This window comes from Streptomyces sp. GL_140 (genome assembly GCF_057834465.1).
In genome coordinates this window covers 4,624,205-4,648,545 of sequence record NZ_CM174404.1, presented here as the reverse complement: position 1 = coordinate 4,648,545, position 24,341 = coordinate 4,624,205, and the positions used below count along the sequence as shown (strand labels likewise).

At 70.4% G+C, this 24,341-nt stretch carries 20 protein-coding genes and 2 pseudogenes; 11 read left to right on the top strand and 11 right to left on the bottom strand.

Annotated features, from left to right (window positions below; translation table 11 throughout):
• The first annotated feature begins 64 nt into the window (after positions 1–64).
• Both AC3IYJ_RS21665 and AC3IYJ_RS21660 read left to right on the top strand, forming a co-directional pair.
• Positions 65–748, top strand: coding sequence for a hypothetical protein (locus AC3IYJ_RS21665; RefSeq protein ID WP_489396439.1), 684 nt, complete (start codon positions 65–67; stop codon positions 746–748).
• A gap of 20 nt (positions 749–768) precedes the next feature.
• Positions 769–1,248 (top strand): annotated as a pseudogene (locus AC3IYJ_RS21660) (NUDIX domain-containing protein).
• Here the strand turns inward: AC3IYJ_RS21660 and AC3IYJ_RS21655 are convergent.
• A complete protein-coding gene (locus AC3IYJ_RS21655; RefSeq protein WP_489396438.1) occupies positions 1,245–1,574 on the bottom strand; it encodes a hypothetical protein in 330 nt (109 codons plus the stop codon). The pseudogene AC3IYJ_RS21660 and the gene AC3IYJ_RS21655 overlap by 4 nt on opposite strands.
• A 165-nt stretch (positions 1,575–1,739) precedes the next feature.
• Positions 1,740–2,252: a hypothetical protein gene (locus tag AC3IYJ_RS21650; RefSeq protein ID WP_489396437.1), complete on the bottom strand. Its 513-nt coding sequence runs from the start codon at positions 2,250–2,252 to the stop codon at positions 1,740–1,742.
• A 1,540-nt stretch (positions 2,253–3,792) separates the two neighbouring features.
• Between AC3IYJ_RS21650 and AC3IYJ_RS21645 the strand changes: the two genes are divergently transcribed.
• Positions 3,793–4,107, top strand: coding sequence for a hypothetical protein (locus AC3IYJ_RS21645; RefSeq protein WP_489396436.1), 315 nt, complete (start codon positions 3,793–3,795; stop codon positions 4,105–4,107).
• Positions 4,108–4,118: 11 nt separating this feature from the next.
• Here the strand turns inward: AC3IYJ_RS21645 and AC3IYJ_RS21640 are convergent, their stop codons facing one another.
• Positions 4,119–4,313: a hypothetical protein gene (locus AC3IYJ_RS21640; protein ID WP_489396435.1), complete on the bottom strand. Its 195-nt coding sequence runs from the start codon at positions 4,311–4,313 to the stop codon at positions 4,119–4,121.
• Between the two features lie 417 nt (positions 4,314–4,730).
• On the opposite strand from AC3IYJ_RS21640, the gene AC3IYJ_RS21635 reads away from it, so the two are divergent.
• The 5 genes and pseudogenes from AC3IYJ_RS21635 (at position 4,731) to AC3IYJ_RS21615 (ending at position 10,458) form a co-directional block, all read left to right on the top strand.
• Entirely contained in the window at positions 4,731–7,667 is a 2,937-nt protein-coding gene (locus tag AC3IYJ_RS21635) for a hypothetical protein (RefSeq protein WP_489396434.1), read from the top strand.
• Between the two features lie 123 nt (positions 7,668–7,790).
• Positions 7,791–8,786, top strand: a complete 996-nt coding sequence (locus AC3IYJ_RS21630; RefSeq protein ID WP_489396433.1) for a GlxA family transcriptional regulator — start codon at positions 7,791–7,793, stop codon at positions 8,784–8,786.
• 57 nt (positions 8,787–8,843) lie between these two features.
• Positions 8,844–9,596, top strand: a complete 753-nt coding sequence (locus AC3IYJ_RS21625) for an MBL fold metallo-hydrolase (RefSeq protein WP_489396432.1) — start codon at positions 8,844–8,846, stop codon at positions 9,594–9,596.
• Positions 9,597–9,676: 80 nt separating this feature from the next.
• Positions 9,677–10,012: pseudogene (locus tag AC3IYJ_RS21620) on the top strand (FAD-dependent oxidoreductase); the annotation flags it as partial.
• Between the two features lie 50 nt (positions 10,013–10,062).
• Complete coding sequence (locus AC3IYJ_RS21615) at positions 10,063–10,458, top strand: hypothetical protein (RefSeq protein WP_489403068.1); 396 nt, start codon at positions 10,063–10,065, stop codon at positions 10,456–10,458.
• An 11-nt stretch (positions 10,459–10,469) separates the two neighbouring features.
• Here the strand turns inward: AC3IYJ_RS21615 and AC3IYJ_RS21610 are convergent, their stop codons facing one another.
• Positions 10,470–11,927, bottom strand: a complete 1,458-nt coding sequence (locus AC3IYJ_RS21610) for an NB-ARC domain-containing protein (protein ID WP_489396431.1) — start codon at positions 11,925–11,927, stop codon at positions 10,470–10,472.
• A 189-nt stretch (positions 11,928–12,116) separates the two neighbouring features.
• Here AC3IYJ_RS21610 and AC3IYJ_RS21605 point away from each other — a divergent pair, with 189 nt between their 5' ends.
• The gene (locus tag AC3IYJ_RS21605; protein WP_489396430.1) at positions 12,117–15,146 is read left to right on the top strand and encodes an AfsR/SARP family transcriptional regulator; all 3,030 of its coding nucleotides are present in this window, start codon (positions 12,117–12,119) and stop codon (positions 15,144–15,146) included.
• Positions 15,147–15,214: 68 nt separating this feature from the next.
• Here AC3IYJ_RS21605 and AC3IYJ_RS21600 read toward each other — a convergent pair whose 3' ends face one another.
• The 4 genes from AC3IYJ_RS21600 to AC3IYJ_RS21585 form a co-directional block, all read right to left on the bottom strand.
• Positions 15,215–15,394, bottom strand: coding sequence for a hypothetical protein (locus AC3IYJ_RS21600; RefSeq protein WP_489396429.1), 180 nt, complete (start codon positions 15,392–15,394; stop codon positions 15,215–15,217).
• 204 nt (positions 15,395–15,598) lie between these two features.
• Positions 15,599–15,958 (bottom strand): hypothetical protein, encoded by a 360-nt coding sequence (locus AC3IYJ_RS21595; RefSeq protein ID WP_489396428.1) that lies wholly within the window; start codon positions 15,956–15,958, stop codon positions 15,599–15,601.
• A 95-nt stretch (positions 15,959–16,053) separates the two neighbouring features.
• Positions 16,054–17,091, bottom strand: a complete 1,038-nt coding sequence (locus tag AC3IYJ_RS21590) for a 3-dehydroquinate synthase family protein (protein WP_489396427.1) — start codon at positions 17,089–17,091, stop codon at positions 16,054–16,056.
• A 107-nt stretch (positions 17,092–17,198) separates the two neighbouring features.
• A complete protein-coding gene (locus AC3IYJ_RS21585; protein ID WP_489396426.1) occupies positions 17,199–18,026 on the bottom strand; it encodes a lantibiotic dehydratase C-terminal domain-containing protein in 828 nt (275 codons plus the stop codon).
• A 224-nt stretch (positions 18,027–18,250) separates the two neighbouring features.
• Here AC3IYJ_RS21585 and AC3IYJ_RS21580 point away from each other — a divergent pair, with 224 nt between their 5' ends.
• Both AC3IYJ_RS21580 and aroD read left to right on the top strand, forming a co-directional pair.
• On the top strand, positions 18,251–19,153 hold the full coding sequence (locus AC3IYJ_RS21580) for an ROK family protein (protein WP_489396425.1): 903 nt from the start codon (positions 18,251–18,253) through the stop codon (positions 19,151–19,153).
• Positions 19,154–19,266: 113 nt separating this feature from the next.
• The gene (gene aroD / locus AC3IYJ_RS21575; RefSeq protein WP_489396424.1) at positions 19,267–20,001 is read left to right on the top strand and encodes a type I 3-dehydroquinate dehydratase; all 735 of its coding nucleotides are present in this window, start codon (positions 19,267–19,269) and stop codon (positions 19,999–20,001) included.
• Between the two features lie 101 nt (positions 20,002–20,102).
• Here aroD and AC3IYJ_RS21570 read toward each other — a convergent pair whose 3' ends face one another.
• From AC3IYJ_RS21570 to AC3IYJ_RS21560, 3 genes are all read right to left on the bottom strand, one after another.
• The gene (locus AC3IYJ_RS21570; RefSeq protein WP_489396423.1) at positions 20,103–20,894 is read right to left on the bottom strand and encodes an arylamine N-acetyltransferase family protein; all 792 of its coding nucleotides are present in this window, start codon (positions 20,892–20,894) and stop codon (positions 20,103–20,105) included.
• A 214-nt stretch (positions 20,895–21,108) separates the two neighbouring features.
• Complete coding sequence (locus AC3IYJ_RS21565; protein ID WP_489396422.1) at positions 21,109–22,536, bottom strand: MFS transporter; 1,428 nt, start codon at positions 22,534–22,536, stop codon at positions 21,109–21,111.
• A 113-nt stretch (positions 22,537–22,649) separates the two neighbouring features.
• On the bottom strand, positions 22,650–24,179 hold the full coding sequence (locus AC3IYJ_RS21560) for an FAD-binding oxidoreductase (protein WP_489396421.1): 1,530 nt from the start codon (positions 24,177–24,179) through the stop codon (positions 22,650–22,652).
• Between the last annotated feature and the right edge of the window lie 162 nt (positions 24,180–24,341).

Genomic DNA, 24,341 nt, shown 5'->3' with positions numbered 1-24,341 from the left:
GCGAGAGGAAGCGAACGGCCTGCTGGCCCTGACCTACCAGGGCGCCGCGATGGTGCTCGGGAAGTTGGGAGAGAACGAACTCGCCTGGATCGCGGCGGACCGTGGCCTTGCCGCCGCGCAGCAGAGCGGGAACAACGTGATCACGGCATCGTTGTTCCGGTCCGTCACGCACTGCCCGCTGTCCACGGGGCGCTTCGAGACGGCCGTCCAGCTCGTGAACGATGCAGCGGGGTATCTGGAGCCGGGCCTCGGCGACGCCACTCCGGCCTACCTGTCCGTGTACGGCACGCTCTTCCTCACCGGGTCCATGGCAGCGGCCAGGGCTGAGGACCGGGCCACTACCCAGACCTTCCTGCGGGAGGCCGAGTCGATGGCCACCCGGCTGGGCGCGGACGCGAACCACATGTGGACCGCCTTCGGCCCGACCAACGTCGCCATCCACCGCGTGGCGACGGCCGGCGAACTCGGCGACATGCAGGTAGCAGCGGAACTGGGCCCGACCGTGGACACGGGCGGCCTGCCGGTGGAGCGGCGGGTTCGGCACAACCTGGAGGTGGCCCGCGCGCTCAGCGCCTGGAACCGTACGGACGACGCACTCGCCGTGGTGTTGGAAGCCGAGCAGATCGCACCCGAGCAGGTCCGCCACCACTACATGAGCCGCGAACTCGTCCTGGGGTGGGTTCGTGGAACCCGTGGGCGGCCGACGCAATCGGTCGCCGATCTGGCTGACAGGCTGCACGTCGTGTGACCTGGGTAGGCTCGGCCCCCGTGAGCCAGAACGAGCACGAAGCAAAGATGGCGCACCCGAGGATGGCCTCCGGTCCGCTTTTCTTCGATGACCGCGACCGGGTCCTTCTCCTTGAGACGACGTACAAGGACTACCGGGACATCCCAGGTGGCTACGTCGAGACCAGCGGGTCACCGCTCCAGGCGTGCGCACGGGAGGTGCGGGAAGAGCTGGGCATCGCGCCGGCTATCGGCCGCCTGCTCGCCGTGGACTGAGCCCCGAGCCCTGCGGAGGGCGACAAGGTGCTCTACATCTTCGACGGCGGCATCCTGAGCGCGGAGCTTGAGGAAGCGATCACTCTGGAGACCGCCGAAATCAAGGCGTACGCCTACCACTCCATCGCCGAGGTGGACGAGCTGACGATGCCCCGTCTGGCGCGACGCATCAGGGCTGCGGCAGTAGCCCGCACTGAGGGACGGGTCAGCTACCTGGAGCACGGCCTGGAGGTCGCTCCGAACTAACAGGGCCTGACACGGCAGCTGTAGATAGCTGCTGCTGAGGCTTCTGGGCATGGTGTGGTGTCGGCGTATGTGTGCCATCGGCGGTGGCAGAGGCGGGCGCGGCGTTGGTGGCGTCGGCGCCAGGTGGACCACCACAGCAGGTGTTCGGTATCCCGCCGGGGTGACGGAAGGGTCAGGGCCCGTAACAGCCGGAGGAGTTCGTGGCTGCTGAGGCGGACGAGGTCGGCTTCGGCGGGGTCGTTCCGGCCGCTCTGGGCGGCGCGTTCGAGGGCGGCGGTGACGGCCAGGTAGGCGTAGGCGACCAGGGCCGTGACGGAACTCGCCACCCCGACCTTCGAACGTGAGGACCGTCAGCACCGCAACCGCGTGCCACGGCTAACCGTGCACGGGCTCGAACCAGCCTGCAACTCGCGCAGAGTTGCCGCACGGGCTGCGTTGCGAAGGTTCGGCCCAAGGGTCAGCCGTGGCCGCGGAAGGATCACGGGTGGGAATCAGTCCGTCTGCTCGTCCGTGTCTTCCCAGACTTCCAGCCGAGGCTCGTCGTTTGTGGTGTCCCAGGCGATCTTGGCCGTGCTCTTCTCGGGCAGGCTGTTGATCCAGTTGATGAAGCGGGTGTACGCCTCGGAGGCGGAGGCATTCTGAGCGATGGCGTTATTCTCGACCGCCTTCTTCGCTGCCTTCCAAATGGCCGCGGCGGCCGCCGAGGTGCCGCTGCGCTGCTGTTCCGTGCTGGCGGAACCGTCCACGACAGCCTGCAGGTCGATTATGGCACCGTCGGTGAGTTCCGCCCGCAGCTTCGGGCTGGCTAGGACGTCGCGGGCTTCGGAGGCGGTCAGCAGGGAATCCGCCTCAGCTGTGAGGGAATTCGCCTCACTTGTGAGGGCCACGGAGGTCTTGATCTCGGCATGCGGGTCTTCAGAGGCCGAGGCGGCCGGCGCGGCGAGGCCGAGGGCGATGGCGGTCATCACAGCGGCTGCGCTCGTGCGCACGGTGTGGCGTTTCACGAAGGGGTTTCCTTGTCGTCATCATACGGGTGGAGCAGCTGCGCTCTGTGAATGCGGCCGCTCCCAGAACCATTTGGTCAATGACTGGCAAGGTGATCTAAACCAAGATCACCACCATCGGTCAACTTGGGACCCGACCGCATGCGATGAAGCCCTGCTGAACCATCATCAGTAATGGGTTCGTGCCGCCGAGAAAACGCGGTCAACACCCAGCAGTTGGTACCCACACTCCGAGTGGCATACGTCGAGGTTTGGTTCATCATGCCCGGCGATCCCCCACAACCCGCACGAGTACCGGTCGGGCTTCAATCACACCATCCCCACGACCACCAACTTCACACTGAAATGGGCTCAGTCCGCGAGCCTGATAGCGTCGGCGATCATGAGTGGGACCTACCTACTGCCAATGCGTTCGGCCGCGCTTCTCTTCCCCTGACCCTCGGTCTTTCCTCGGGCGAGCGACTGGGCCGAATCTGGCACGGCCTAGTCACCCTGGCGGTCGCAGGGAACTTCTCGACACGCAAGAACTACAGATTGCTCAACCCAAGGATCGTGAAAATACGCCGTCCGCGCCCCCCGGCTGACGCTACTCTCGTCACTTCTACCTCAGCCTCGACCCTGTTGCCGAAATACTGCGCAAGGCGGGGGTAAGTGATTCTTCAGTGCTTGCCTGGATGACCTGCCCGTTGTCCGTCCTGATCTCAACAGCCCCTCGGAGGGCGCTTCCGCACCACCGCCCACTCCGCGTCCGGCATGTCCGACGGATACCGCGGCTCTCGCCCGGGATGATCGGCAGCATTGCCGTACACGTGCGCGAGGCAATCGCACGACACGACGGGCGAGTTGAACTCATAGGCGCAACTGCGTACACATGTGACAACAGGGCCTCCTGGTACCGCTCGGTCAGATTCGCATCCCCGAGCTACCGAGAGGCCCTGCCCTAATGCGCGTACCGCCGGAAGATCACCCCATCAAGAACCCTGTTCGACCCGCACGTTCCATGATCGGTTGAGATACGGCTACTAACCGCTGCGGCTGTCGCCTCCTGACGGTGGGTAGTGAGTCCGACGCGCTGGTCCCGCCGATGTCACGACCTTGCGCATGAGGCGGCGCCGGCTGGGTACGCAGCCGCGCTGAGCGACCCAGGGAAGGGAAGGTTGGACGATCAGGTATCCGAGAGCGCTTCAGACTTCTGGACTGATCAGCCTTCTCGCCCTTTCGGCGAACAAGACAGCTCCCCGCCGCTGAAATACCAGGTGAGAGCCGGTGCAGAGAAATCTGCACCGGCTCTTTCTGCGTCCGGTGACCACCTGAGTGACCAGGAGTTCGGGGCGGCCCTGAGGGTCCCGGGCAGGAGCACGGGTGCCTTGCCGCATTCACACCTACAGGTGGTTGCAGGTGGCGATTCTTCAACGTCGCGGTACTCATCCCTCATGCCGGAAAAGACGATGAACGACGAGCGGACATCCGACGGGGTGCCTACGTCGACCCCTCCACGAGCACGAACAAGTTCCTCACACAGGCCTCGAACATGTTGGTCGTGAGCCTCGACCCGACCAAGACCGCCGAGGACAGAACCCGGCTGTTCGACGAAGGGTACGCACCGGCCAACGTGGACCTCGTACGGGCAACGACGACGGTGCGCCTCGTGACGACGGAGGCCGGCAAACGAGATCTGGATGAGGTCGGCACCCACTACGTCCATGCGGGCAGGGTGGTGAATGACACCTACGCCGCCACCAGCCTCGAAGGCATCGACGCCCAGAAGACCAACGAAGAGTTCCTCGAGGCGGCACGACAGGAGCTGGCCGCGTTGAAGAAGTTCATGGACAGGGCAGCGAGTGAGTCGCTGTAGGAGCTTCCAGGTCATGGGCGGGGGCTGCGGACCGCGCGGACGACGTCCGCCACGGCCCGCAGGATCCCTGCCCGCTGCACAGGTGTCGTGCCTCGCAGGGCCCGGAAGACGATGACAAGGGTTGCGGCCGTCACCGTCACGACGGTCAGCAGCATGGCGCAGGCCGGGACGGTGGCGACGGACAGCAGTGCGTCGGAGATGGACATGGGGCTCCCGAGTGACCTGTGGTGCTCCGACCCGGCGTCGGACACGAACCAAGGTCCCTGTCCACGGAGGTGTCCATCGACCATCCGTTCGACGGAAGTCCAAAGCATCGGACTCCTCGCAGGTCAGCTGCCTAAGCTGAGGAAGGTGTCCACTGCTCACAGGCTGCCGGAGAGCCGCGGGTGGACACGGGGGACGACGGGGAGAACGGACGCGTGGAGAATCAGGGTGGGACCACCGCCGCAGGAAGGCTGGAGGCCCAACTCAAGGCTGATTTGGCCGAAGTGGGGCGCCTCTACGACGAACTGCCCCCTGACAGGAAGCCGTCGCTGAGGTCCATGGCGCGCGCTACGGGGGTCACGGCCACAACCGTTGGATTCTGGCTGAACGGCCGACGCGTCCCCCAGGATTCCCAGGCCTTGGCCGCACTCATTTCCTTGATCGGCGATGCTGCCCCCGACCGCCGGGCGCGCACCGGTGGACTGCTGGACGTCGCCAGGTGGGAGGCGCAGCGCCGTCGGCTGCACCAGGCACGGCTGGACGAGGCCGAACGGCTGCGCCTCGGAACGAACGCCTCCACCGCCCTCACGAACACGGACCTCGCGCATCGTCGCCGCTCCCTGACCGACAGGCCTCGGCCGGTGGAGGCCTGGACGGCAGCCGCCCTCGGGGTGCACCCCTCCATCACGGGTTCAGCGGTTCCCCGCTCACACCGGACAGCGGGCTTCACGCTCCCGGCCTATCACCTCCGGCCACATGACACACGGCTGAGAGCGGCTGTGGAAGAGGCCACGGGGGGAAGCAAGGCCGTGCTCGTGGTGGTCAGGGCGGAGTCGAGCGCCGGTAAGACACGATCCGCCTACGAGGCCCTGCGAAGCGTCGAGACGGTCAGGGACTGGGATCTGGTCTTTCCCCGGACCACGGCCAGCGCGCTGGAGGTGCTCAAAGCCAGGGCCGTGACTCCCCGGACCGTGTTGTGGCTCGACGATGCCCACCGGCTGCTCACCGGAGGCGGGGGCGAGGAGCTGGCCGCCGGTCTGCGCTCGCGCCTGGCCGAAGACGGCCCCGTGCTCCTCCTGGCGACCATCTGGACGACCTCCTTCCGCGAGCTCACCGCACACACCCGCACAAACGGACAGGCTCGGCTGCTCCTTGGCGGTGCGGACGCGGTCGTGGACGTACCCACCCTCTTCACGGAAGAGGACGTGTGCGCGCTGGATGATTCGCAGGATCCCGCGCTCCTGGTCGCGCGATCGCGGGCGCGCGACGGCAGGATCACCCAGACCCTCTCGGCAGGCCTGGAACTGGCCGACCGGTACGACAACGCCCAGGACGTTCCCGCTTGCTACGCACAGGCAGTGATCACCGCGGCGATGGATGCCACCCGCTTCGGCTGGGACGGCCCGATTCCACATCGTTTTCTGGAGGACGCGGCCCCCGGCTACCTCAGTGACGGTCAGCGTGCCGCCGCCCACGACGACTGGTTCACCGACGCCCTCGCCGCTTCCCGCGCGAAGGTCCTGGATGTCGTCTCTCCCTTGGAGCCGGTCCCCCGGCCCGGCGCGATGGGCGCCCAGCCCGACGTCTCCCGGCTGACCGACTACCTCGACGCACATGGACGCGCCGTACGCCGCCGGGCCAGCCCGCCGGCCGCGTTCTGGGCTGCGGCCGTACAGCACGCCACGGATGTCGGCGGGATCGTCGGTCTGTCCATCGCCGCGGCCGACCGGCGCCGCTTCAAGGCGGCCGAGCTCCTTGCCCGCAAGGCCGCTGCCGCGGGGTGCTCCGACGGCCTGTGGAACCTGTTCCACGCCTGGACCGGTTGGGGTCGGCCTGTCGAAGCGGGACACATTGCCCGCATCGCCTCCGAGTATTCCGCCGACTTCCCCCTCCAGCAGTGCCAGATGGAAGACGCCCTGGGCAATTACGCCGAAGCCGAGCGACTGTTCCATCGATCGGTCGAGGTGCACGGAGGCTGGGTCTACGGAAGTGGACGCCGGTTCTTCAAGGGGGACTGGATCAGAAGCGAGCGGGTCCTTCGCGCGGCAGCCGAAGCGGGGGGCGGCGACGCCGCCTCCGAGCTCGCCGTGGAGAACGAGGAGGCGGGCCGCCCGGCGGAGGCCGAACATTTCGCACGACTCGCCGCCGAGGGGGGATCCAGCGTCTACGGGGACCTGGCACGGCGGCGGCTGGCAGCCGGCGATCGCGAAGGCGCCGACCGCATCGCCCGGACGGCCGCCCTCGGGGGAGACGGGTCCGTCTACCGCAGCCTCGTCCTGGACGGATCCACCGTCGGCGACCACGCCCGTACCGAACGCCTCGCTCACCTCGCGGCTGACGCAGGGCACCCCGACGTGTATCTGTATGCCGGCGCCCTGCACGCGACGGCGGGCAACCTGGAGGAGGACGAGCGCCTCACCCGGCTGGCGGCCGACGCGGGCCACACCCCCGCCTACACCAGGCTCGCCCTGCTGCGGGACATGGCGGGCGACCCCGAGGGGGCAGAAGGATTCGTCCGGCTCGCCGACGAGGCCGGACACCCCGATGCGTACCTGCACTTGGCGCAACTGCGCATAGGGAATGGCGACGTACAGGGCGCCGAGCTCATCGCCCGTCGTGGCATCGACGCCGGATACCCGAAGGCTCATGTGATCCTGGCCGGCCTGCGGGAGATCGCGGGCGACCGGGAGGGCGCCGAACTCCACGCCCGGCTCGGCTCCGAGGCCGGAATCACCTACGGCTACCCCCACCTCGCGGTGCTCCGCGAAGGGCTCGGCGACCAGGAAGGCGCCGAGCGGTTCGCCCGCCTTGCCGCCGACACGGGGCGCCCCGACGGCTACAGGCGACTCGCCGAGCTGCGCGAGGCGGCCGGCGACCAGGAAGGCGCGGCGAGAATGGCGGCCGAGGCGCGACGCGCAGCAAGTCCGCGCACCCAGGGCGGTCCCCCGGCGAGACCCGAAGAACCGGAGGAGCCGCCGGAGTCGGAGGAGCCGGAGGAGCCGGAAGGCGGCTTTTCGAACGCCCGCTTGAGCCGGGCTCGGCTCCTGGAGGAGGCCGGCGATGCGGTGGAGGCCGAGCGCTTCTACCGCTTGGCTCTGGAAGGCGGGGTGCCCGAGGCCCACGACCCCGACGAGGCGCCGCTTGCGGACATGGACGAAGCCGCCGTGACCGGGGAGGCCTACCGCGGGCTGGTCCGGTTGCGCGAGCGGGCGGGGGATCGCAGCGGAGCCGAGCACCTCGCACGCCAGGCCGCCGACGCAGGGCACCCGGACTCGTACCCGTGGCTGGCCCGGATGCGTGAGGAGGCCGGTGACACAGCCGAGGCCTCGCGCTTGTACCGGGTCGGATTCGAATAGCGGGAACACGCGCTTCAGCACCTTCTGGCACCGCGGCCGACGCGCTGGGACGGGACGGGCGTGGCTGGATCCTGCAGAAGGGTGTCATTGCGGACGTCCTTACGGGGGGCGGATATTGGGGGCATGAACTCAGCTCTCGCCGGGCCCCACGTGGTCGTCTTCGCGATGTTCCCGGGTATCGACGCACTCGATGTGACCGGTCCCGCCGAAGTCTTCGCGATGACGAACCACGTGCTCGCGGGACGCCACCCCGGCTACGAGGTGCACTTCGCCGGGGAGGAGGTCGGGCCGGTCCGTACCTCCGCGGGGGTGCGGCTGCACGTGGAGGAGGTGTTATCCGCGCAGGGGACGATCGACACCCTGGTTGTTCCCGGGCGGATACGGGTGGGTCCGGAGGGGCCGGAGCCGCACGTCGACCCCGTGGTGGTCGAGTGGGTGGGCCGGGTGGGGGCGCGGGCCGGGCGCGTGGCCTCGGTGTGCGTGGGCGCCCATGTGACGGCGGCGGCCGGACTGCTCGACGGGCACCGTGCGACGACGCACTGGGCGACCGCCGGACGGCTGGCCGCCGATCATCCGGCCGTGGAGGTCGACCCCGATCCCATCTTCATCAGGTCGGGGCGGATGTGGACGAGCGCGGGCATCACCTCGTCCATGGACCTGGCCCTGGCGCTGGTGGCCGAGGACCACGGTGAAGAGACGGCCCTGAGGGTCGCCCGCGTCATGGTCATGTACCTCCAGCGGCCGGGCAGCCAGAGCCAGTTCAGCGTTCCCCTGTCCATTCCGGCCGGCAGCCGCGAGGACCTGCGGGAGCTGCGCCGCTGGATCGGCGAGCACCTGGACGCCGACCTGTCGGTGCCCGCGCTCGCCCTGCGGATGTCCATGAGCGAACGGCACTTCGCTCGGGTCTTCCGCGCCGAGACCGGCTCCACGCCGGGGGCCTTCGTCGAAAGCATGCGCCTGGAGGCGGCCCGGCGGCTCCTGGAGCGGACTTCGCGGCTGGCCCCCGACATCGCCCGCGCCTGCGGATTCGGCTCCGTGGAGTCCTTGCACCGCGCCTTCCGCGACCGCCTGAACACCTCTCCCGGCGAGTACCGCAGCCGGTTCCGCACCGCCGCCTGAAGATCCCGGCCTGATCGACGTCAATTCTGGTTTTCTCAGACCGACTTGGAGTACTCCGTGAAGTTCACCGCCACCCACATCGGCACCGCCACCGTCCTGCTGGAGATCGGCGGTCTGCGCCTGCTGACCGACCCGGCCTTCGACCCCGCGCCCGCCGAGTACCGCATGGGCCCCGTCGTCCTGCAGTCCACCGCGGGCCCGGCGATCGCGATCGAGGACCTCCCCGAGATCGACGCGGTGCTGCTCAGCCACGACGACCACCCCGACAACCTGGACGCCACCGGGCGCACCCTGCTCCCCGGCCGCCCGGTCCTGACCACCGAGAGCGGCGCCGGCCGGCTGGGCGGGGAGGCGGTCGGGCTCGCGCCCTGGGCCACGTACGAACTGACCGTGCGCGGGACCACCTTGCGGATCACCGCCACCCCGGGGGTGCACGGTCCGGTCGGTGACGTCATCGGCTTCGTGATCCAGGCGGACGGCGAGGAGGAGGCCCTCTACATCTCCGGCGACACCGTCTACACCGGCGAACTCGACGAGATAGCCCGCCGGTTCACCATCGGCACCGCCCTGCTCCACCTCGGCGCCGCCCGCATCGACGCGTTCGGGGGCGGCCGGCTCATCACCATGGACGCCGTCCAGGGCGCGGCCCTGACCCGCTCGCTGGGCGCCCACACCGCAGTGCCCCTCCACTACACCTCGTGGGAACACTTCACCGAGGACCGCGACCAGGTCACCGCGGCCTTCGAAGCCGCCGGCCTCGCCGACCACCTCCAGTGGCTGACCCCCGGGGCCCGGCGGACCCTGGGCTGAGCAACGCGCCGCGGGCGGGTTACCGGGGGTTGATTGGCCGGGTGCGGTGAGGGTTCCGGACAATCCTCGGGGCGCTTCCAATGAGGGCTTCGGGGCGTACTGGGACGGGGTGTGCCATGCGGGTGACCGTGGTGGGCGGTGGAGTGGTCGCGCTGATCACCGCCGTGGAGTGCGTGCTCTCCGGACACCAGGTCGCCGTCGTGGACCAGGGGCCGCTGCCCGCCGGGCGGGGGGCTTCCCCCGGGCGGCGCCATATCTCGGCGGCCCTCGATCCGTCCGACCCCTCCGCCACCTCGGCCGGACTGCGTGCGCAGGAACGGTGGGAGGAGCCCGAAGGGCTCCTCGGTACGCGGTTCCACGAGCGGGTGGGGGCCCTGACCCTGCTGCCGGAGCCGGCGGTGGGTGCGGCCGCGGAGAGCCTCGGATCAGCCGGTGGGGCGGTGCGGGCGTTCGGCTGCGACGAGCGGTGGACGGCGGGAGCGGGAGCGTCCGGCTGGTCAACGGCGACGTGCTGCGCGGTGACGCGGTGCTGGCGGATTCCGACGGGGCTGCGCAGAGCGCGGGCGGCGGGCTGCTGCCCGGGTTCGGGCCGGACTGGATCGCCGGGACGGAGTACCGGCACACCCTGTCGTACGCCCTGGCCGACGGGGTGCCGGGGCCCGTGGAACTGGGGGGATCCGGGACCGCTTCCGCGCACACGCAGCCGCACGCCTGCGCCTACGCCTACGCGGTCTGCGATTCCTCCGCCCTGTCCGCGTCGCTCGTCGCGCGTGAGCCGGCGGCTCGGCTCGTGAGCGGGTCCGTTCCCGTTCCCGTTCCCGTTCCTGGTCCCGTTCCCGTTCCCGTTCCCTTCCTTCGCTGACCCGTCCCGCATCAGGCCGTCACCAGGCGGAGCGGGCGTTCCTGTGCGCGGTCGTACCGTCGGGCGGTGAGCCTGCGCGGGGCCGCGCCCGTGCCGGTACCCGTCGCCCGGTCCGCGGTTCCCGGGCCCGCCGCCAGGGTGAAGGCTCGGACCAGGGGCTGCATCGCGTACTGGCTGGGCAGTCGGGTGTGTTCCAGCAGGCCGGTCTCGGCGAGTCCGTCGAGTTCGTCCAGCTCGTCGAACTCTTCGAGTTCCTCCAGCAGTTCCTCCAGCGAGGCGTCCTGCGCCGCCGCGAACCGGTGCAGGATCGGGCGGGACCGTTCGGGCAGGGCGTCGTAGGCCTCCTCGATCCGGTCGCTCAGGCTCTCGTCCCCGACCCGGAGGCGCTTCAGGAGACGGGCCGGCTCCGTGCCGGTGTCCCCGATCAGCTCGGCCACCGCCTCCTCCAGCAGCCATTCGGGGCGGCCGGCGATGCGGCGGCCCGCCAGGTTGAGGGCGATCGGCAGGTCTCCGCAGGCTTCCGCCAGGCGCGGGGCGGCGGCCGGGGCTGCACCGAGGCGGTCGGCGCCGATCAGCTCGGCAAGGAGTTCCACCGACTCGTCGCGGTCGAGCACCGGCAGCCGCAGGCCGCGGGTTCCGTCCAGGCCGAGCAGCCGGGAGCGGCTGGTGAGGATGATCCGGCTCTCGGAGCCGACGTCGAGGAGTTCCCGTACCTGTCCCTCGTGGCGTACGCCGTCCAGCAGGATCAGCACCCGCCGCCGGGCCAGCACCGAGCGGTACAGACCGAACCGCTGCCCGGCGTCCCGCGGAACGGCGTCCGCCGGGATGCCCAGGGCACCGAGGAATCCGGCCGCGATGTCGGAGGCGTCCCGGCCCTGCGCCTCGGCCAGGCCGAAGTCCGCGTAGAGCTGCCCGTCGGGCAGGCCGGCGGCCAGTTCGTGGGCCAGGCGCAGCGCGAAGCGGGAGGCGCCCGCGCCGAGCTGCCCGCTGATCACCAGCGGGGCCACCGGGTCCGCACCGGGCGCGGTGAGCGCCCCGGCTTCCCGGAGCTGCCGGGTCCGTCCGGCCAGCGGCCGTATTTCCCGCGGGAGTTGGGTGGGGACCGGGGTCAGGGACCGTACGGCCGCCGCGTGCAGTTCGGCTTCCTGCCGCTGTGCGGCCTTGGCGGCCGTCGGACGGGAGGAGGGGTGCTGCGACTCGCCGCCCTCGGCTTCGGCCGCCTCGCGCCAGCGGCGTTCCCAGACGGGGCGGTCGCCGCCGCAGGCCTCCGCGAAGGCCAGGGCGACCTGGAGGGTCGGCAGGCGGTATCCGGCCGCCGCGTCGGAGAGCACGGTCGAGGAGAACAGCGCGGTTCTGGCCATCTCGCGATAGCTGGGACCGCCCGCCGCGGCCCTGAGCCGACGTAGCTCGCGGGCGAAGGCGGTGGCCGGTCCGGCATCCGGATCCAGCGGCTTTTCCGGTCTGCCCATGCTGTCCTCCTAGATGCGGTGGAGAGGGAAGCTGATGTACTCCCACACTGTCTCCGCGGCCCTTCCCGATCCCCTCCCGCCCCAGTACCTCCCACAGGGGAACGCGTTATGATCCCCAAGGGTCAAGGCTTCGACCTGGGGTTTTGTGCATTTTGGGGGCGCCGTGGGCGGCGGGGAGCTAGGGATGCAATGGGCGAAAGCATCGAAAATCATCCGCGTTTCAACATCCTCGGTCCGCTGGAGGGCTGGGACGCGGAAGCGAGGCTGAGGCTCGGGGGGGCCATCCAGGAACGCATCCTGGGAACGCTGCTGCTCGAACCCGGGAAGGTACTGACGGTTTCCCGTCTCGTGGAAGCCGCTTGGGAAGAGGATCCGCCGGCCACGGCCATGCACCAGGTGCGCAAGGCCGTGGCCGATCTGCGCAGGCGCATCCCGGACGGCGCGGCCGTCATCGTCACCGACGGACCCGGGTACCGGGTGGCCATCTCCGACGGGCAGCTGGACCTGACGGTCTTCGGTACCGGAGTGCGCGAGGCCAAGGCCGCCGCCGCTGAGGGCCGGACGGCCGAAGCCGCGGAGCTGCTGCGCTCCGCCCTCGCCCTGTGGCGCGGCCCGGTCCTGGACGGCGCCGGCGGCACGGTCATCGAGGCGGCGGCAGCAGCCCTGGAGGAGCGCCGGCTGACGGCGGCCGAGCAGCTGTGCGAGCTCCGCCTCGCCCTGGGCGAGAGCGCCGAGCTCGTCGTCGACCTGCGCGGACTGGTGTCCCAGTACCCGCTGCGGGAAACCCTGCGCTGCCAGCTGATGCTCGCGCTGTACCGCTCCGGGCGGCAGGCCGAGGCCCTCGAGGAGTACGGGAAGGTGCGCGAGCTGCTCGTCGAGGAGCTCGGGATCGATCCGGGAGCCCAGCTGACCAAGGTGTACGAGGGCATCCTGCGGGAGAGCCCCGAGCTGGCCGCGCCCGCCGTGGCCGCCCCGGCCCCGGTCCCCGCGCCCCCGGCCGCCGCACCGGCCGAGCCGCCCTGCACCCTGCCGTACGACCTCTCCGACTTCACCGGCCGCGACAAGGAACTCGCCCAACTCCTCGCCTTCAGGGCCGAGACGGCCGGGCAGCGCACCCGGGTCGTGGCGATCGACGGAATGGGCGGCAGCGGGAAGACCGCACTGGCGGTACGGGCCGCACACCGGCTGGCCTCCGAATATCCGGACGGGCAGCTCCACATCGACCTGCGCGGCTTCACCTCCGGCGAGCAGCCCGTGACGGCGGGCACCGCGCTCGACAGCCTGCTGCGCTCGCTGGGCATTCCCGGCGACCGGATCCCCGACGACGCCGAGGCCCGCAGCGCCCTGTGGCGGGCGACGCTCGCCAACAAGCGCCTGCTGCTGCTCCTCGACAACACCGTCGACGCGGCCGAGATCAGGCCGCTGCTCCCCGCGTCCCCCGGCTGCCTGGTGCTGATCACCAGCCGGGCCCGGCTGGTGGACCTGGACGGCGCCGAGTGGATCTCCATCGGACTGATGCCGCCCGAGGAGAGCGGCCGGCTGATCGCGGAGACCCTAGGCGATCAGCGGGTCCGGGCCGAACCCGAGGCGGCGGCCGAACTGGCCCAGCTGTGCGGACACTTGCCGCTCGCGCTGCGGATCGCCACCGCCCGGCTGCGCAACCGGCCCCGGTGGACCCTCCAGTACCTGGTCACCCGACTCCAGGACGAGACCCGCCGGCTCGACGAGCTGAGCGCGGGCGAGCGGAGCGTGGCCGCGACCCTGCGGCTGTCGTATCAGGTGATGGACGAGGACTACCGCACGGCGTTCCGGATCCTGGCCCTGTACCCGGGCACGGCCCTCGACGTGCATTCGGCGGCGGCGCTGACCGGGACGGACACCCGGGACGCCGAGGACCTGCTGGAATTCATGCTGGACATGCACCTGCTCCAGCAGCCCGAGATCGGGCTCTACGGATTCCACGACCTGGTGCGGACGTTCGCGCACAGCCTGCGGACCCCGGACACCGAATCGGCCGACGCGACCGCCTATGTACGGCTTCTCGACTACTACGTGCTGGGCACCAACGCGGCGTGCTCGGTGCTCTTCGCGGGCCGCCGGGAACACGACCCCGGCTTCGTGCCCCACCCGGCCGAACTGCCGCCGCTGGACGACGCCCGGCTCGCGCGCACGTGGTTCGCACGGGAACACGCCGGACTCCTGGGGGCCGTCTCGACGGCGGACCGGATGCGCCTGGACCGCCACGTCGTCCATCTGACCCGCAACTTCATCTTCGCCCTCTACGAGAGCGGGCGGTTCAACGACTTCAAGTCCGTCGGACACGTGTCGGTCGGCGCCGCACGGCGGATCGGCGACCCCGTCCTGCTGGGCGTGGCGCTGTCCAACGTCGGGATCGCCTGCACCAGGCTGGGGAACTTCTGCGAGGGCGTCGAGGTCACCGAGGAGGGCCTCGAGCTCGCGGTGCGCCGCGGCGACCGGTACACCGAGGCCCACTGCGAAGGCACGCTCGGCCTCCTCAAACTGCTGCTGGGGCGCTTGCCGGAGGCCGTCATCCACCTGGAGCGGGCGGCCGTGCTCGAACGGGAAGTGGGGGCCAAGCGCCAGGAGGCGGAGAGCCTGAGCGTACTGAGCACCGTGTTCACGGAGTGGGGCCGCTACCAGGAGGCCGTGGAGACCGGACGCAGGGCGGTCGCGCTCAACCGCGAAGTCGGCAACCGGCATCACGAATCGGGGGCCCTGGTCGACGTGGCCTTCGGCTACGCGGGCCTCGGCGAGGGGGAACGCGCACTGGACGTACTGACCCAGGCGCGGGAGCTCTACGATCCCGAGGCCGGCGCGGAGGAGCTCGCGCTGCTGCTGGCGCTCTCGGCCGACGTCGCGTACCGGCTGGGCCAGGAGGAACGGTCCGCGCGGGACGCGGAGCAGGCGCTGGAACTGATCCGCTCGACCGCCGTACCGATCCGGCAGGCGAAGACGGAGAACATCCTGGGCGCCCTGCAACGCCGCAGGCTCGCCTACGACGCGGCGATGGAGCTGCATTCGAGCGCGTACCGGATCGCGTCGGCGATCAACTACCGCGCCGAGGAGGCGCACGCCCTGTACGGGATGGCCGAGGCCGCGCAGGGACTGGGTGACAAGGAAGCCGCCTTACGTCATATGGCGGCAGCCGTGGAGCTGTTCGACGCCATGGGCCTGCCGGCCCACCGCCGCAGCCGCTGAAAACGCCGCCGCCCCCGTACCGGCGTGCGGTACGGGGGGCGGCGGCGTGTTTTCGGAGCCGTGTCGGCTCAGGGGGTGCGGACCGGCTGGGGAGCCGGGCTCGGGCCGCCCGGTCCCTTGCTGTCGGCGAGGACCTGCTGAGCGGAGTTCCCGCCGGTCGCGCCGTCGTCGGATCCGACCATCCCGCCCAGGCCCAGCGTCAGCGCCATCGCGAAGATCCCACCCAGTACGGCCAGCTTGCTGCGCATTGTTCCGCCCCTTGGTTCGTTCGTTTTCGTGCCGTCGTCTTGACAGGACTGACTCTGTCCGCGGCCGTTCCCGAACGGTTCCCCCCGCGTTACCGACCCGACGGTAACGCGGGAACAACTGCGACTACCATGCGTCACATAGCCAATTGCCGTTCAATTCAAGCCAGTTGGGCGTGATCCTGAACCGCTTTTATGGCTTGAACGTTACGTGCGTGCTACTCGGCAGGAAGTGATCTGCGGACCGCGCGGGGTCAGGACCACCCGGGTGTACACGGTTCCCGCCTCGTGACCTGCGAGATCGAGCAGCGCCCGCACCACCGACCGCAGGAGCACCCGCTCCTCGTCGCTGGGCGGCGGGTCGGCGGCGATCCCGACGACCGTGTGCATCCCAGCCTCCGAGCGGGTCTCGACCTCGTAGCCGGGACCGTCGACCGGATCCGGCACGTGGTACGGGCCGGAGTGGCCGCCGGCCGCCAGGCCTTCGGCCGACGGCTCGACGGTGGACAGCTCGCGCAGCAGCCGGGCCAGCTCCTGCTCGTCGTTCAGGTCCAGGTCATGGTTCACAGAAAACTCCTCAGTCGATCAACTACGCCGAAGAGTCCTCGTCCGTCCTCCCGTTTCCGTCCCGGTGCGTTCCCGCGCCGGCCCGGGGGCGGCCCTCAGCGCTCGCGCTCCATCGCGTCCAGCACCTCGGCCACCACCGACTCCGGTACCCCGGAGACCAGTTCGGCCCCGAGGGGTCCGTCCAGCACGAAGGCCAGCCCGCTCGTCGCCTTCTTGTCGAGCCGCATCAGCGCGATCAGTTCCGCCGTTCCCGCCCCGGCGGGAAGCCGGTACGGGAGGTCGTAGGAACGGACGACTTCGAGGTGCTCGGCCACCCGTTCCGGGCCGATCCGGCCCAGCGCACCGGCCAGCCGGCCCGCGAACACCGTGCCGATGGCCACGCCTTCGCCGTGACGCAGGGCGAAGTCGGTCGCCCGCTCCAGCGCGTGACCGAGGGTGTGGCCGTAGTTGAGGATGTGGCGCAGCCCGCTGTCGCGCTCGTCCGCCGCGACGATCTCCGCCTTGCGGGCCACGCTCGCCGCGATCTGCTCCTCCAGCGGCAGCCCGCGCAGGTCACCGGCGCCGATGAAGTTGGCCCGCGCGATCTCGCCGTAGCCGTTGGTCCACTCCCGCTTCGGCAGGGTGTCCAGGTAGTCGGTGTCGCACAGCACCGCGGAGGGCTGCCAGTACTGCCCGACAAGGTTCTTGCCCTGGGGCAGGTTGACGGCCGTCTTCCCGCCGACGCTCGCGTCCACCTGCGCCAGCAGGGTCGTGGGCAGGTGGATCACCGGAAGGCCCCGGTGGTAGAGCGCGGCGGCCAGCCCCACCGAGTCGGTGGTGGTGCCTCCTCCCACTGACACGACGGCGTCCGCGCGGCTCAGGCCGAACTCCGCGAAGGCCTGGCACATCCGGTCCACGGTGGCGAGGTTCTTGTCCTCCTCGCCGTCGCGCGCCTCCAGGTACAGAGTGGGCACCCCCGTCTCGGGGAGGGTGTCGCGGGGCCGGGCCGAGACCACGGCCACCCGATGCGCCCCGATCTCGGCGATCTTCTCGGCGAGCAGGTGCCGTACGCCGGAACCGATGTGCACCGGGTACGAGCGGTCGCCGAGCTCCACGTCGATCCGTCTGTGGATCCGCGTGTCCGTGGCTGTCACGGTGATTCCCTTTCCGATGGGTCAGTGGGGTGAGTGGGGGAAGTGGCTTTTCGGTGGGTGGAGTTGATGGGTGAGCGGGGGGAGGAAGTTTGGGGCCGGCCTCGGGGTCAGACCGACTGGAGGACCGGAGTCCTGGCCCCGGCGGCGAACTCGGGCAGCGTGGCCCCCGCCGACAGCGCGGCCCGCAGCGCCCGCGCGCCCAGCGCGGCGGTCTCCGTCGGGATGCCGAGCCTGTCGTGGGTGAGCTGGGCATGGTCGTACAGCAGGAAGTTCACGGGAACGCCGCTGTCCTGCTGGCCCTCGATCACCGAGCGCACGGCGGGCAGGTACTGCTCCCAGACACCTCCGCCCACGGCCGGAAGGCCGTTGAGGAGGGTGACGGCGTACCCGTCGGCCTCGGAGGCCAGCTGGACGCGGCCGGCCGGGCTCAGCTCCTCGGTGCCGAACTGCCAGAAGTGGAACAGGAACGCGGCCCGGTCGGAGGGAGCCATCAGGGCGCACAGGTGCCACAGGTGCAGGGTCGCCAGCGTGAGGCGGTCCCGCGGGTGCAGCCCGCCTTCCTGGAGGAGGGCCAGGGCGAACTCGCTGGACTCGGTGGCGAGCCGGTCGGCCAGCCGGATGGTCTGGCTGGTGCAGTACTTCGCGGTCGGCGGGTCGTACCGGTCGGTGATGACCGGCCAGTTGTGGGCGGCGGTGTGGGTCCGCAGTCGGCGCTCCAGCTCCTTGAGGACCTCGTGGGTGGAGTGGAACCACAGCCCCAGGTTGGAACCGGCCTCCTCGTCGGGCCGACGGAACTGCCAGTTGCCTTCCGGGTCGGCCGCGCGCAGGTGGCCCGCGAGATCGGCCACCGCGGTCGAGACCACCCGCGCGGAGTGGTCCTCGTTCCGGTTCCTCAGCGGATTCGGTATGCGGACGAAGAGCCAGTCACGACTCACTTCGGATCACCTCGCGGAGGGAGAAGTCGAATATGCGTGGACCGCCGAGAGTAATGCGCCCGCCTCCCACAATCCGGGGGCCGGAGAAAAGAATTCGAGCCAACCGGAAGAATAGGGATGGCTTAGGGGGTGGTCAGGGCGTCCACTGGAAGATCACGGGTGAATGACCGGCGACTGACCGGGAAATGGCCGGCCAATGGGCCGCCCTGAGTAAATCTCGCGGAATGACGCGATACCTCGGATTGGACGTGGGCGGCACCAAGGTCGCCGTGCGCCTGGAAGGCGGGGAGGGCGACGCCGCCACTCCGTACGAGACCGCCTTCCGGTGGACCCGGGGCGCCGACGTACGGGAGGACATGGCGGCCCTCGCCGCCTGTCTGGAGCGGGTACGGGTCCACGCGGGCGCTCCCGTGACCGCCGCCGGCCTCGCCCTGCCCGTCACCCTGGACCCCTCGGGGACCGTAGTGGCCTGGCCCAACCGGCCCGGCTGGACGGGCCTGGACCTGCGCGCCGAACTGCACCGGATGCTGCCCGGCACCGTCATCCGCCACGCCGACGACGGAGACCTGGCCGCACTGGCCGAGGCCCGCGCCATCGGCTGCGAGAACCTCGTCTACCTGGGCGTCGGCACCGGCATCGGCGGCGGCGTGGTCCTGGACGGCCGGCTCTGCCCCGGCCCCGCCCGGGGCTCCTGCGAACTGGGCCACCTCGTGGTCGACCGCACCGGCCCGGTGTGCGACTGCGGCCGCCGCGGCTGCGTCCAGGCCTCGGCCTCCGGCCCGGCGATCCTGCGCCGGGCGGCCGTGCTGCGCGGCGCGCCCGTGGACTACGCCGAACTGCGGGAAGCCTGGACGGCGGAAGCCGACTGGGCCGTGGATGCCGTCGACGAGGGCTGCGCCGTCCTCGCGGTGGCCGCGGCCGGCACCGCGGAGCTCTTCCACCAGGAGGTCACCGTGATCGGCGGCGGCTTCGCGGACGGCCTGCCCGGCTTCGTGGAACGCGTGGCCCGCCACGCCCGCGACCTCGTCCGCACCGGCGGTCCGCGGCCCCGGATCACGCCCGCCCGCCTGGGCGGCCTGTCCTCCCTCGACGGAGCCGTCCTGCTGGCCCGGGACTCGGCCGCCTGACCGGACCCCCCGACCGAAGACCCCCCTGGACGGCCGCCCCCGCGGTCCAGGGGGGTCTTCCTTCCTGAGCTGCTGAATTCCTCTCACCCACCAACGCGAAGGCTGTGAAGAAGATGAACACGATGCGCGCCCTGCTCCGCGCCGGCGCCCCCCTGGTCGCCGTCAGCTTCGGCGACACCGACAACGACTACAACGCCCGGGAGGCGAAAGAGGCCGGCGTGGACATCGCCGAACTGCGCATCGACGGCTTCTCCCGCACCGACGAGGAGCACGTCTTCGCCCAGGTCCGCGCCTTCGTCTCGATACCCCTCCTGGCCACGATCCGTTCGGCGGCCGAGGGCGGCGCGTGGGAGGGCACCGAGGAGGAGCGGCTCGCGCTCTTCCGCGCGGTGGCCCCGCACGTCCACGCGGTGGACGTGGAGCTCTCCTCCCGGGAGATCCTGGCCGAGGTGATCGCCGCGGCGCACGAGCACGACACCCTGGCAGTGGTCTCGTTCCACGACTTCGACCGCACTCCGGGGACCGCCGAGCTCGAAGCGGTGGTCGCCGAGGCGAAGGCGGCCGGCGCCGACCTCGTCAAGGTGTCCACGATGGCCCGCTCCCCCGAGGACCTCAAGCGGCTCGCCGCGCTGCTGCTGACGGCGGGCGGCGACGTCCCCCTGACCGTCATCGCGATGGGCGCGGAGGGCAGCGCCTCGCGCGTCTTCTTCCCCGGGCTCGGTTCGCGGATCACCTACTCCTTCTTCGGCGAGAGCTTCGCCCCGGGACAGATCGACTTCGCCGCGACCACCCGGCTGCTGCGCGCCTTCTCCCCCGCCTACGACCGGCGCAGGGCCGCACGGGGCTGAGAGCGGCGTACACGAGCGGAAACGGGAGCGGGAACGGGAACGGGAGCGGGGCGCACCGGCCAGATCCAGGCCGGTGCGCCCCGCTCCTTCTTCGCCCTCGGTCAGGCGGCCTTGCGCAGGATGGTGTTGACGACGGAGTCGAAGTCGTCGGCCTTGACCAGGACCCGGAACTTCTCGTGCCCGTCCTCGACGGTCAGGCAGCGGCGGCCGACCAGCATGACCGAGCCGTTCTCCAGGGCGCGGGCGCGGATGACGGTGCGGTTGGAGACCAGCTCGCCCGCCCAGTTCCACTCGGGGCTGACCGGCACCGGCTGGGAGGGGTCGCGGTTCCACTCCGAGAGGCTGCGGGCGGTCTGCTTGAAGCGGTAGACGTGGTGCCAGTCCGTCTCGCGGGTCTTGCGCTGGAGGACCTGGTAGCCCTCGTCCTCGACGACGCGGTAGGCGCAGCCGTACTGCTCCTGGGCCTCGGGGCCGACCTTGACCGGGTCGATGAACGACGGGCCGGCGAAGCCGGTGTCGGCCAGCCAGACGTCGCCGTCGATGTTCACGCCGATGAAGAGGTGCTCCAGGTCCGGGCCGAATCCGCCGTCCGGGCCGCGCACGCCCGCCGCGAGGATGTCCACGTCGAAGCCCAGGTCCGTGAGGAGCTTGCGGAACAGGCCGCTGAGCTCGAAGCACGTACCGCCGGCGCCGCCGGTCACGATCTCGTCGAAGGACTTGTCCACGTCGATCTCGACGTAGTCCCAGATGTAGTCGCCGCGCTCGGCGTTCACGGAGTTGTCGAACGGGACCGTACGCAGGTGCGCGCTGTGCAGGCTTCGGAGGGTCTCCACGGTGGGCTCAAGGGACCCGGTGTGGCCGAGGTGCGCCAGGTATGCCTCGACGTTATACATGTGCGGCGTCCTTCATTCGTCGATTGATTCCGGCCGAGTGCGACGGCCCTTTGCCTTCGCCAGCAATATTCCCATTCGCCGGCACACGGAAGACACCCCGCACAACCCCCTATTAGGAAATCCCGCACGGAATCACAATGCAATTCGCCCTGCCGGGATGTCCGGCAGGGCGAATTGCGGATCAGCGGATTTCGTTCCGCCGAAGGTACGGGCGTCAGGACGCGGTGACCTTCTCCTTCTCGGCGGCGGCCGCGGCGGCGGGCTCGGCCGCTTCGGCCGGGGCGGCCTGCGTCTTGAGGAAGAAGGCCAGGAACGAACCGGCGATGGCGGCGATGCCGCCGACGAGCGCCGAGTTCTGCAGGCCGTTCAGGACCTCGCCGGCCGCGTTCGAGGCACCCTCACCGAGGTCGAGGCCCGAGTTGGCGACCGCGATCAGCGCGGCCATGCCCATGCCACCGCCCAGCTGGGCGATGGTCTGGGTCAGGCCGGAGGCGACACCCTGCTCGTGCGGGGCGGCGTTGGAACCGGCCGCCATGAAGATCGCCGGGTAGAGCATGCCGGCGAACAGGCCCCAGATCAGGACGCCGGGGAGCAGCGGCCAGAAGCTGGTGCTCTCGGACATCGTGAAGGCCAGCACGATCATGGAGGCGCCGAGGCCGGAGAGGCCGCCGAACAGGGCGTAGCGCACGCCCCACTTCTGGACGACGAACGGCAGCAGCTTGCCCGATCCGAGCATCGCGACGGCGCTCATCGGCAGGAAGGCGAGACCCGCCTGGAGCGGGGAGTAGCCGATGACGGTCTGCAGGTGCACGAAGAAGAGGTAGTTCAGCGTGTTGATGACGCCCTGGAAGACGAAGACGACCAGGATCGCGGTCACCAGGCCGCGGTAGCTCCACATGTGCGCGGGGGCCAGCGGGTCCTTGGTCTTCGACTCGACGATGAAGAACAGGACGCCGAGCGCGGCACCGACGGCGAGCGTGGTGATCGTGCTGACGGAGGTCCAGCCGGCCTCGGGGCCGCTGATGAGGCCGTAGACGAGCAGGGTCGAGGCGCCGGTGGCGATGAGCGCGCCGGGGATGTCGAACTTGCCGCCGTCACCGGAGCGGACGTCGGGGGCGACGAAGGCGAAGATGCCGACGATCGCGAGGACGCAGAGCGGGATGTTCACGTAGAACACGGAGGCCCAGCCGAGGTAGTCGGTGAGCACGCCGCCGGCGAGGGAGCCGATGATCGAGCCGGAGGCGCCGGCCGAACCCCACAGGGCGTAGGCCTTGTTGCGCTCGGCGCCTTCCTTGAAGGAGCTGTTGATCAGCGACAGGGTCGCGGGGAAGAGCAGCGCGCCGCCCAGGCCCTGGACCACGCGCATCGCGATGAGCAGACCGGGGCTGCCGGCGAGGCCGCCGACCGCGGAGGCGCCGCCGTACAGGGCGAGCGCGAGGACGAGCATCACGCGGGCGCCGAGGCGGTCGACGGCACGGCCGCCGAAGAGGATCGCGCCGCCGAGGCCGACGGCGTAGGCGCTGACGACCCACTGGAGCGACTGGGCGGTGAAGCCGAGGTCCTTGCCGATCTCAGGCAGGGCCACGTAGACGATGTTGTAATCGATGGAGAAGATCAGCATGCAGAACGCGATGAGGGCCATCGCGATCCCAGGCCGTCCAGTGGACGCCTGGGGAGAGGTGGAAGTCACTTCCATACCCATTTCTGTGTAACTGGCGGGGGTGTGTGCGTGGGGTCGGGCCGGCGTCCGTGGAACTACTGGCCGAGGCTGCCGATGCTGCGGGGGTGGCGGAAGAAGTTGTTCGGGTCGTAGGCCTTCTTCACCTTCTTCAGACGGAGGTAGTTGTCGCCGTAGTACTGCGTCGCCCAGTCCGGAAGGCTGGAGCCGGGGAAGTTGACGTAGGCGCCGTTGCTGATCGGGTTGAGGACGTTCGCGCCGGTCTGGACGAAGGCCGAGGCGGCGGCCTCGGACTCGGGGGTCGGCGCGTCGAGCTGGCCGACGTAGCCGATGACGAAGTTCGCCTGGCGGTGCACGTAGGCGGTCGCCGTGGGGGAGATGTTGTTGGCGTTGCCGCCGACCGCCATGCAGTGCACGACGCGGCGCTGGCCGGCCACGCGGTTGGCGTCCAGGGTGCTGAGCACGCTGGAGATCTGGGTGGGGGTGAAGGGCTGGTTGAACATGCGGTACGCGTCGCGCTGGAAGGCCGTGCGGTGCAGGTGCGCCTCGGGACCGGTGCCGGTGCGGTGGCACTGCTCCTGGGTGAGGTCGCCGCAGCCGTACGCGGTCTTCATGGCGTCGGCGTACGGCAGGTCGCTCGCGAAGGTGCTCGTCGGCTGCGCGCCGACCAGCGAGGTCAGCTGCGCGAGCGCGGCCTGGGCCTCGGACTCGGGGCCGTGGTAGCCACCGGTGATGATCACCATCGGGACGTTGCCGGGGGCGGCGTCGGGCAGGTTGTAGATCAGCGCGGAGCCGAGGTTGACGGAGGAGTTGAGCTGCCAGGTCTGCCAGGCCGCGAAGACCTGCTCGGCCTTGTCCCAGGACCACATGGTGGAGAAGAAGACCATGCGCGGCTGGTCGATCGGCGCGACCTCGAACTCGGTGACGACGCCGAAGTTGCCGCCGCCGCTGCCTCGCAGGGCCCAGAACAGGTCGGAGTACGAGGTCTCCGAGGCGCGGATCAGACGGCCGTCGGCCAGGACGATCTGGGCCGAGCGCAGCCGGTCGCTGCCCAGGCCGAACTTCCTCGTCTGGAAGCCGATGCCACCGCCGGATATGAACCCGCCGGGGGCCACCGTCGGGCAGGTGCCCGCGATGACCTGCTTGTTGTACGGGGCCAGGGCGTGCAGGGCGTCGATGGACTGCAGACCCGGGCCGATCTTTACGGTGGAGCTGCCGACCGTGGCGTGGTTGAGGCGGGAGGTGTCGATGACGAGGCCCTCGCCGGTGGACCAGCCGTTGAAGTTGTGGCCACCGCTGCGGACCCGTACGGAGATGCCGTTGTTGCGGGCGTAGTTCACCAGCGCCTGGACGTCCTGAGGGGTCTCGGGGTAGGCGACGGCCTGCGGGTGGACCGAGTCGAAGGCCGCGATCTGCAGCTCCTTGGCCGCGTCGTAGCCGGGGTCGACGGGGAGCACGATGTCGCCCTGGATCCGCGCCGCGAGGCCGGCCCATCCGGTACCGGAACCGGTGGCGTCGGCGAATACCGGCAGGGTGCCGGCGCCCACGGCCGTTGCCGTGAGGGCCAGTCCTGCACCGGCACGGAGGATGGTTCGCCTGCTCTGCATGTGGGCACTCCCAAGTAGCCAACGGTGACGGCGGATACCGCGCCCCCGATTAACTCAGCGACCGGTAATCGTCCGCCCATCGCGCGGTATTCGGACCGATGGGATACGGGTCGGCGGGATACGGGCCGATGGGATGCGGACTGCAATCGCGCCGGCCCGGCC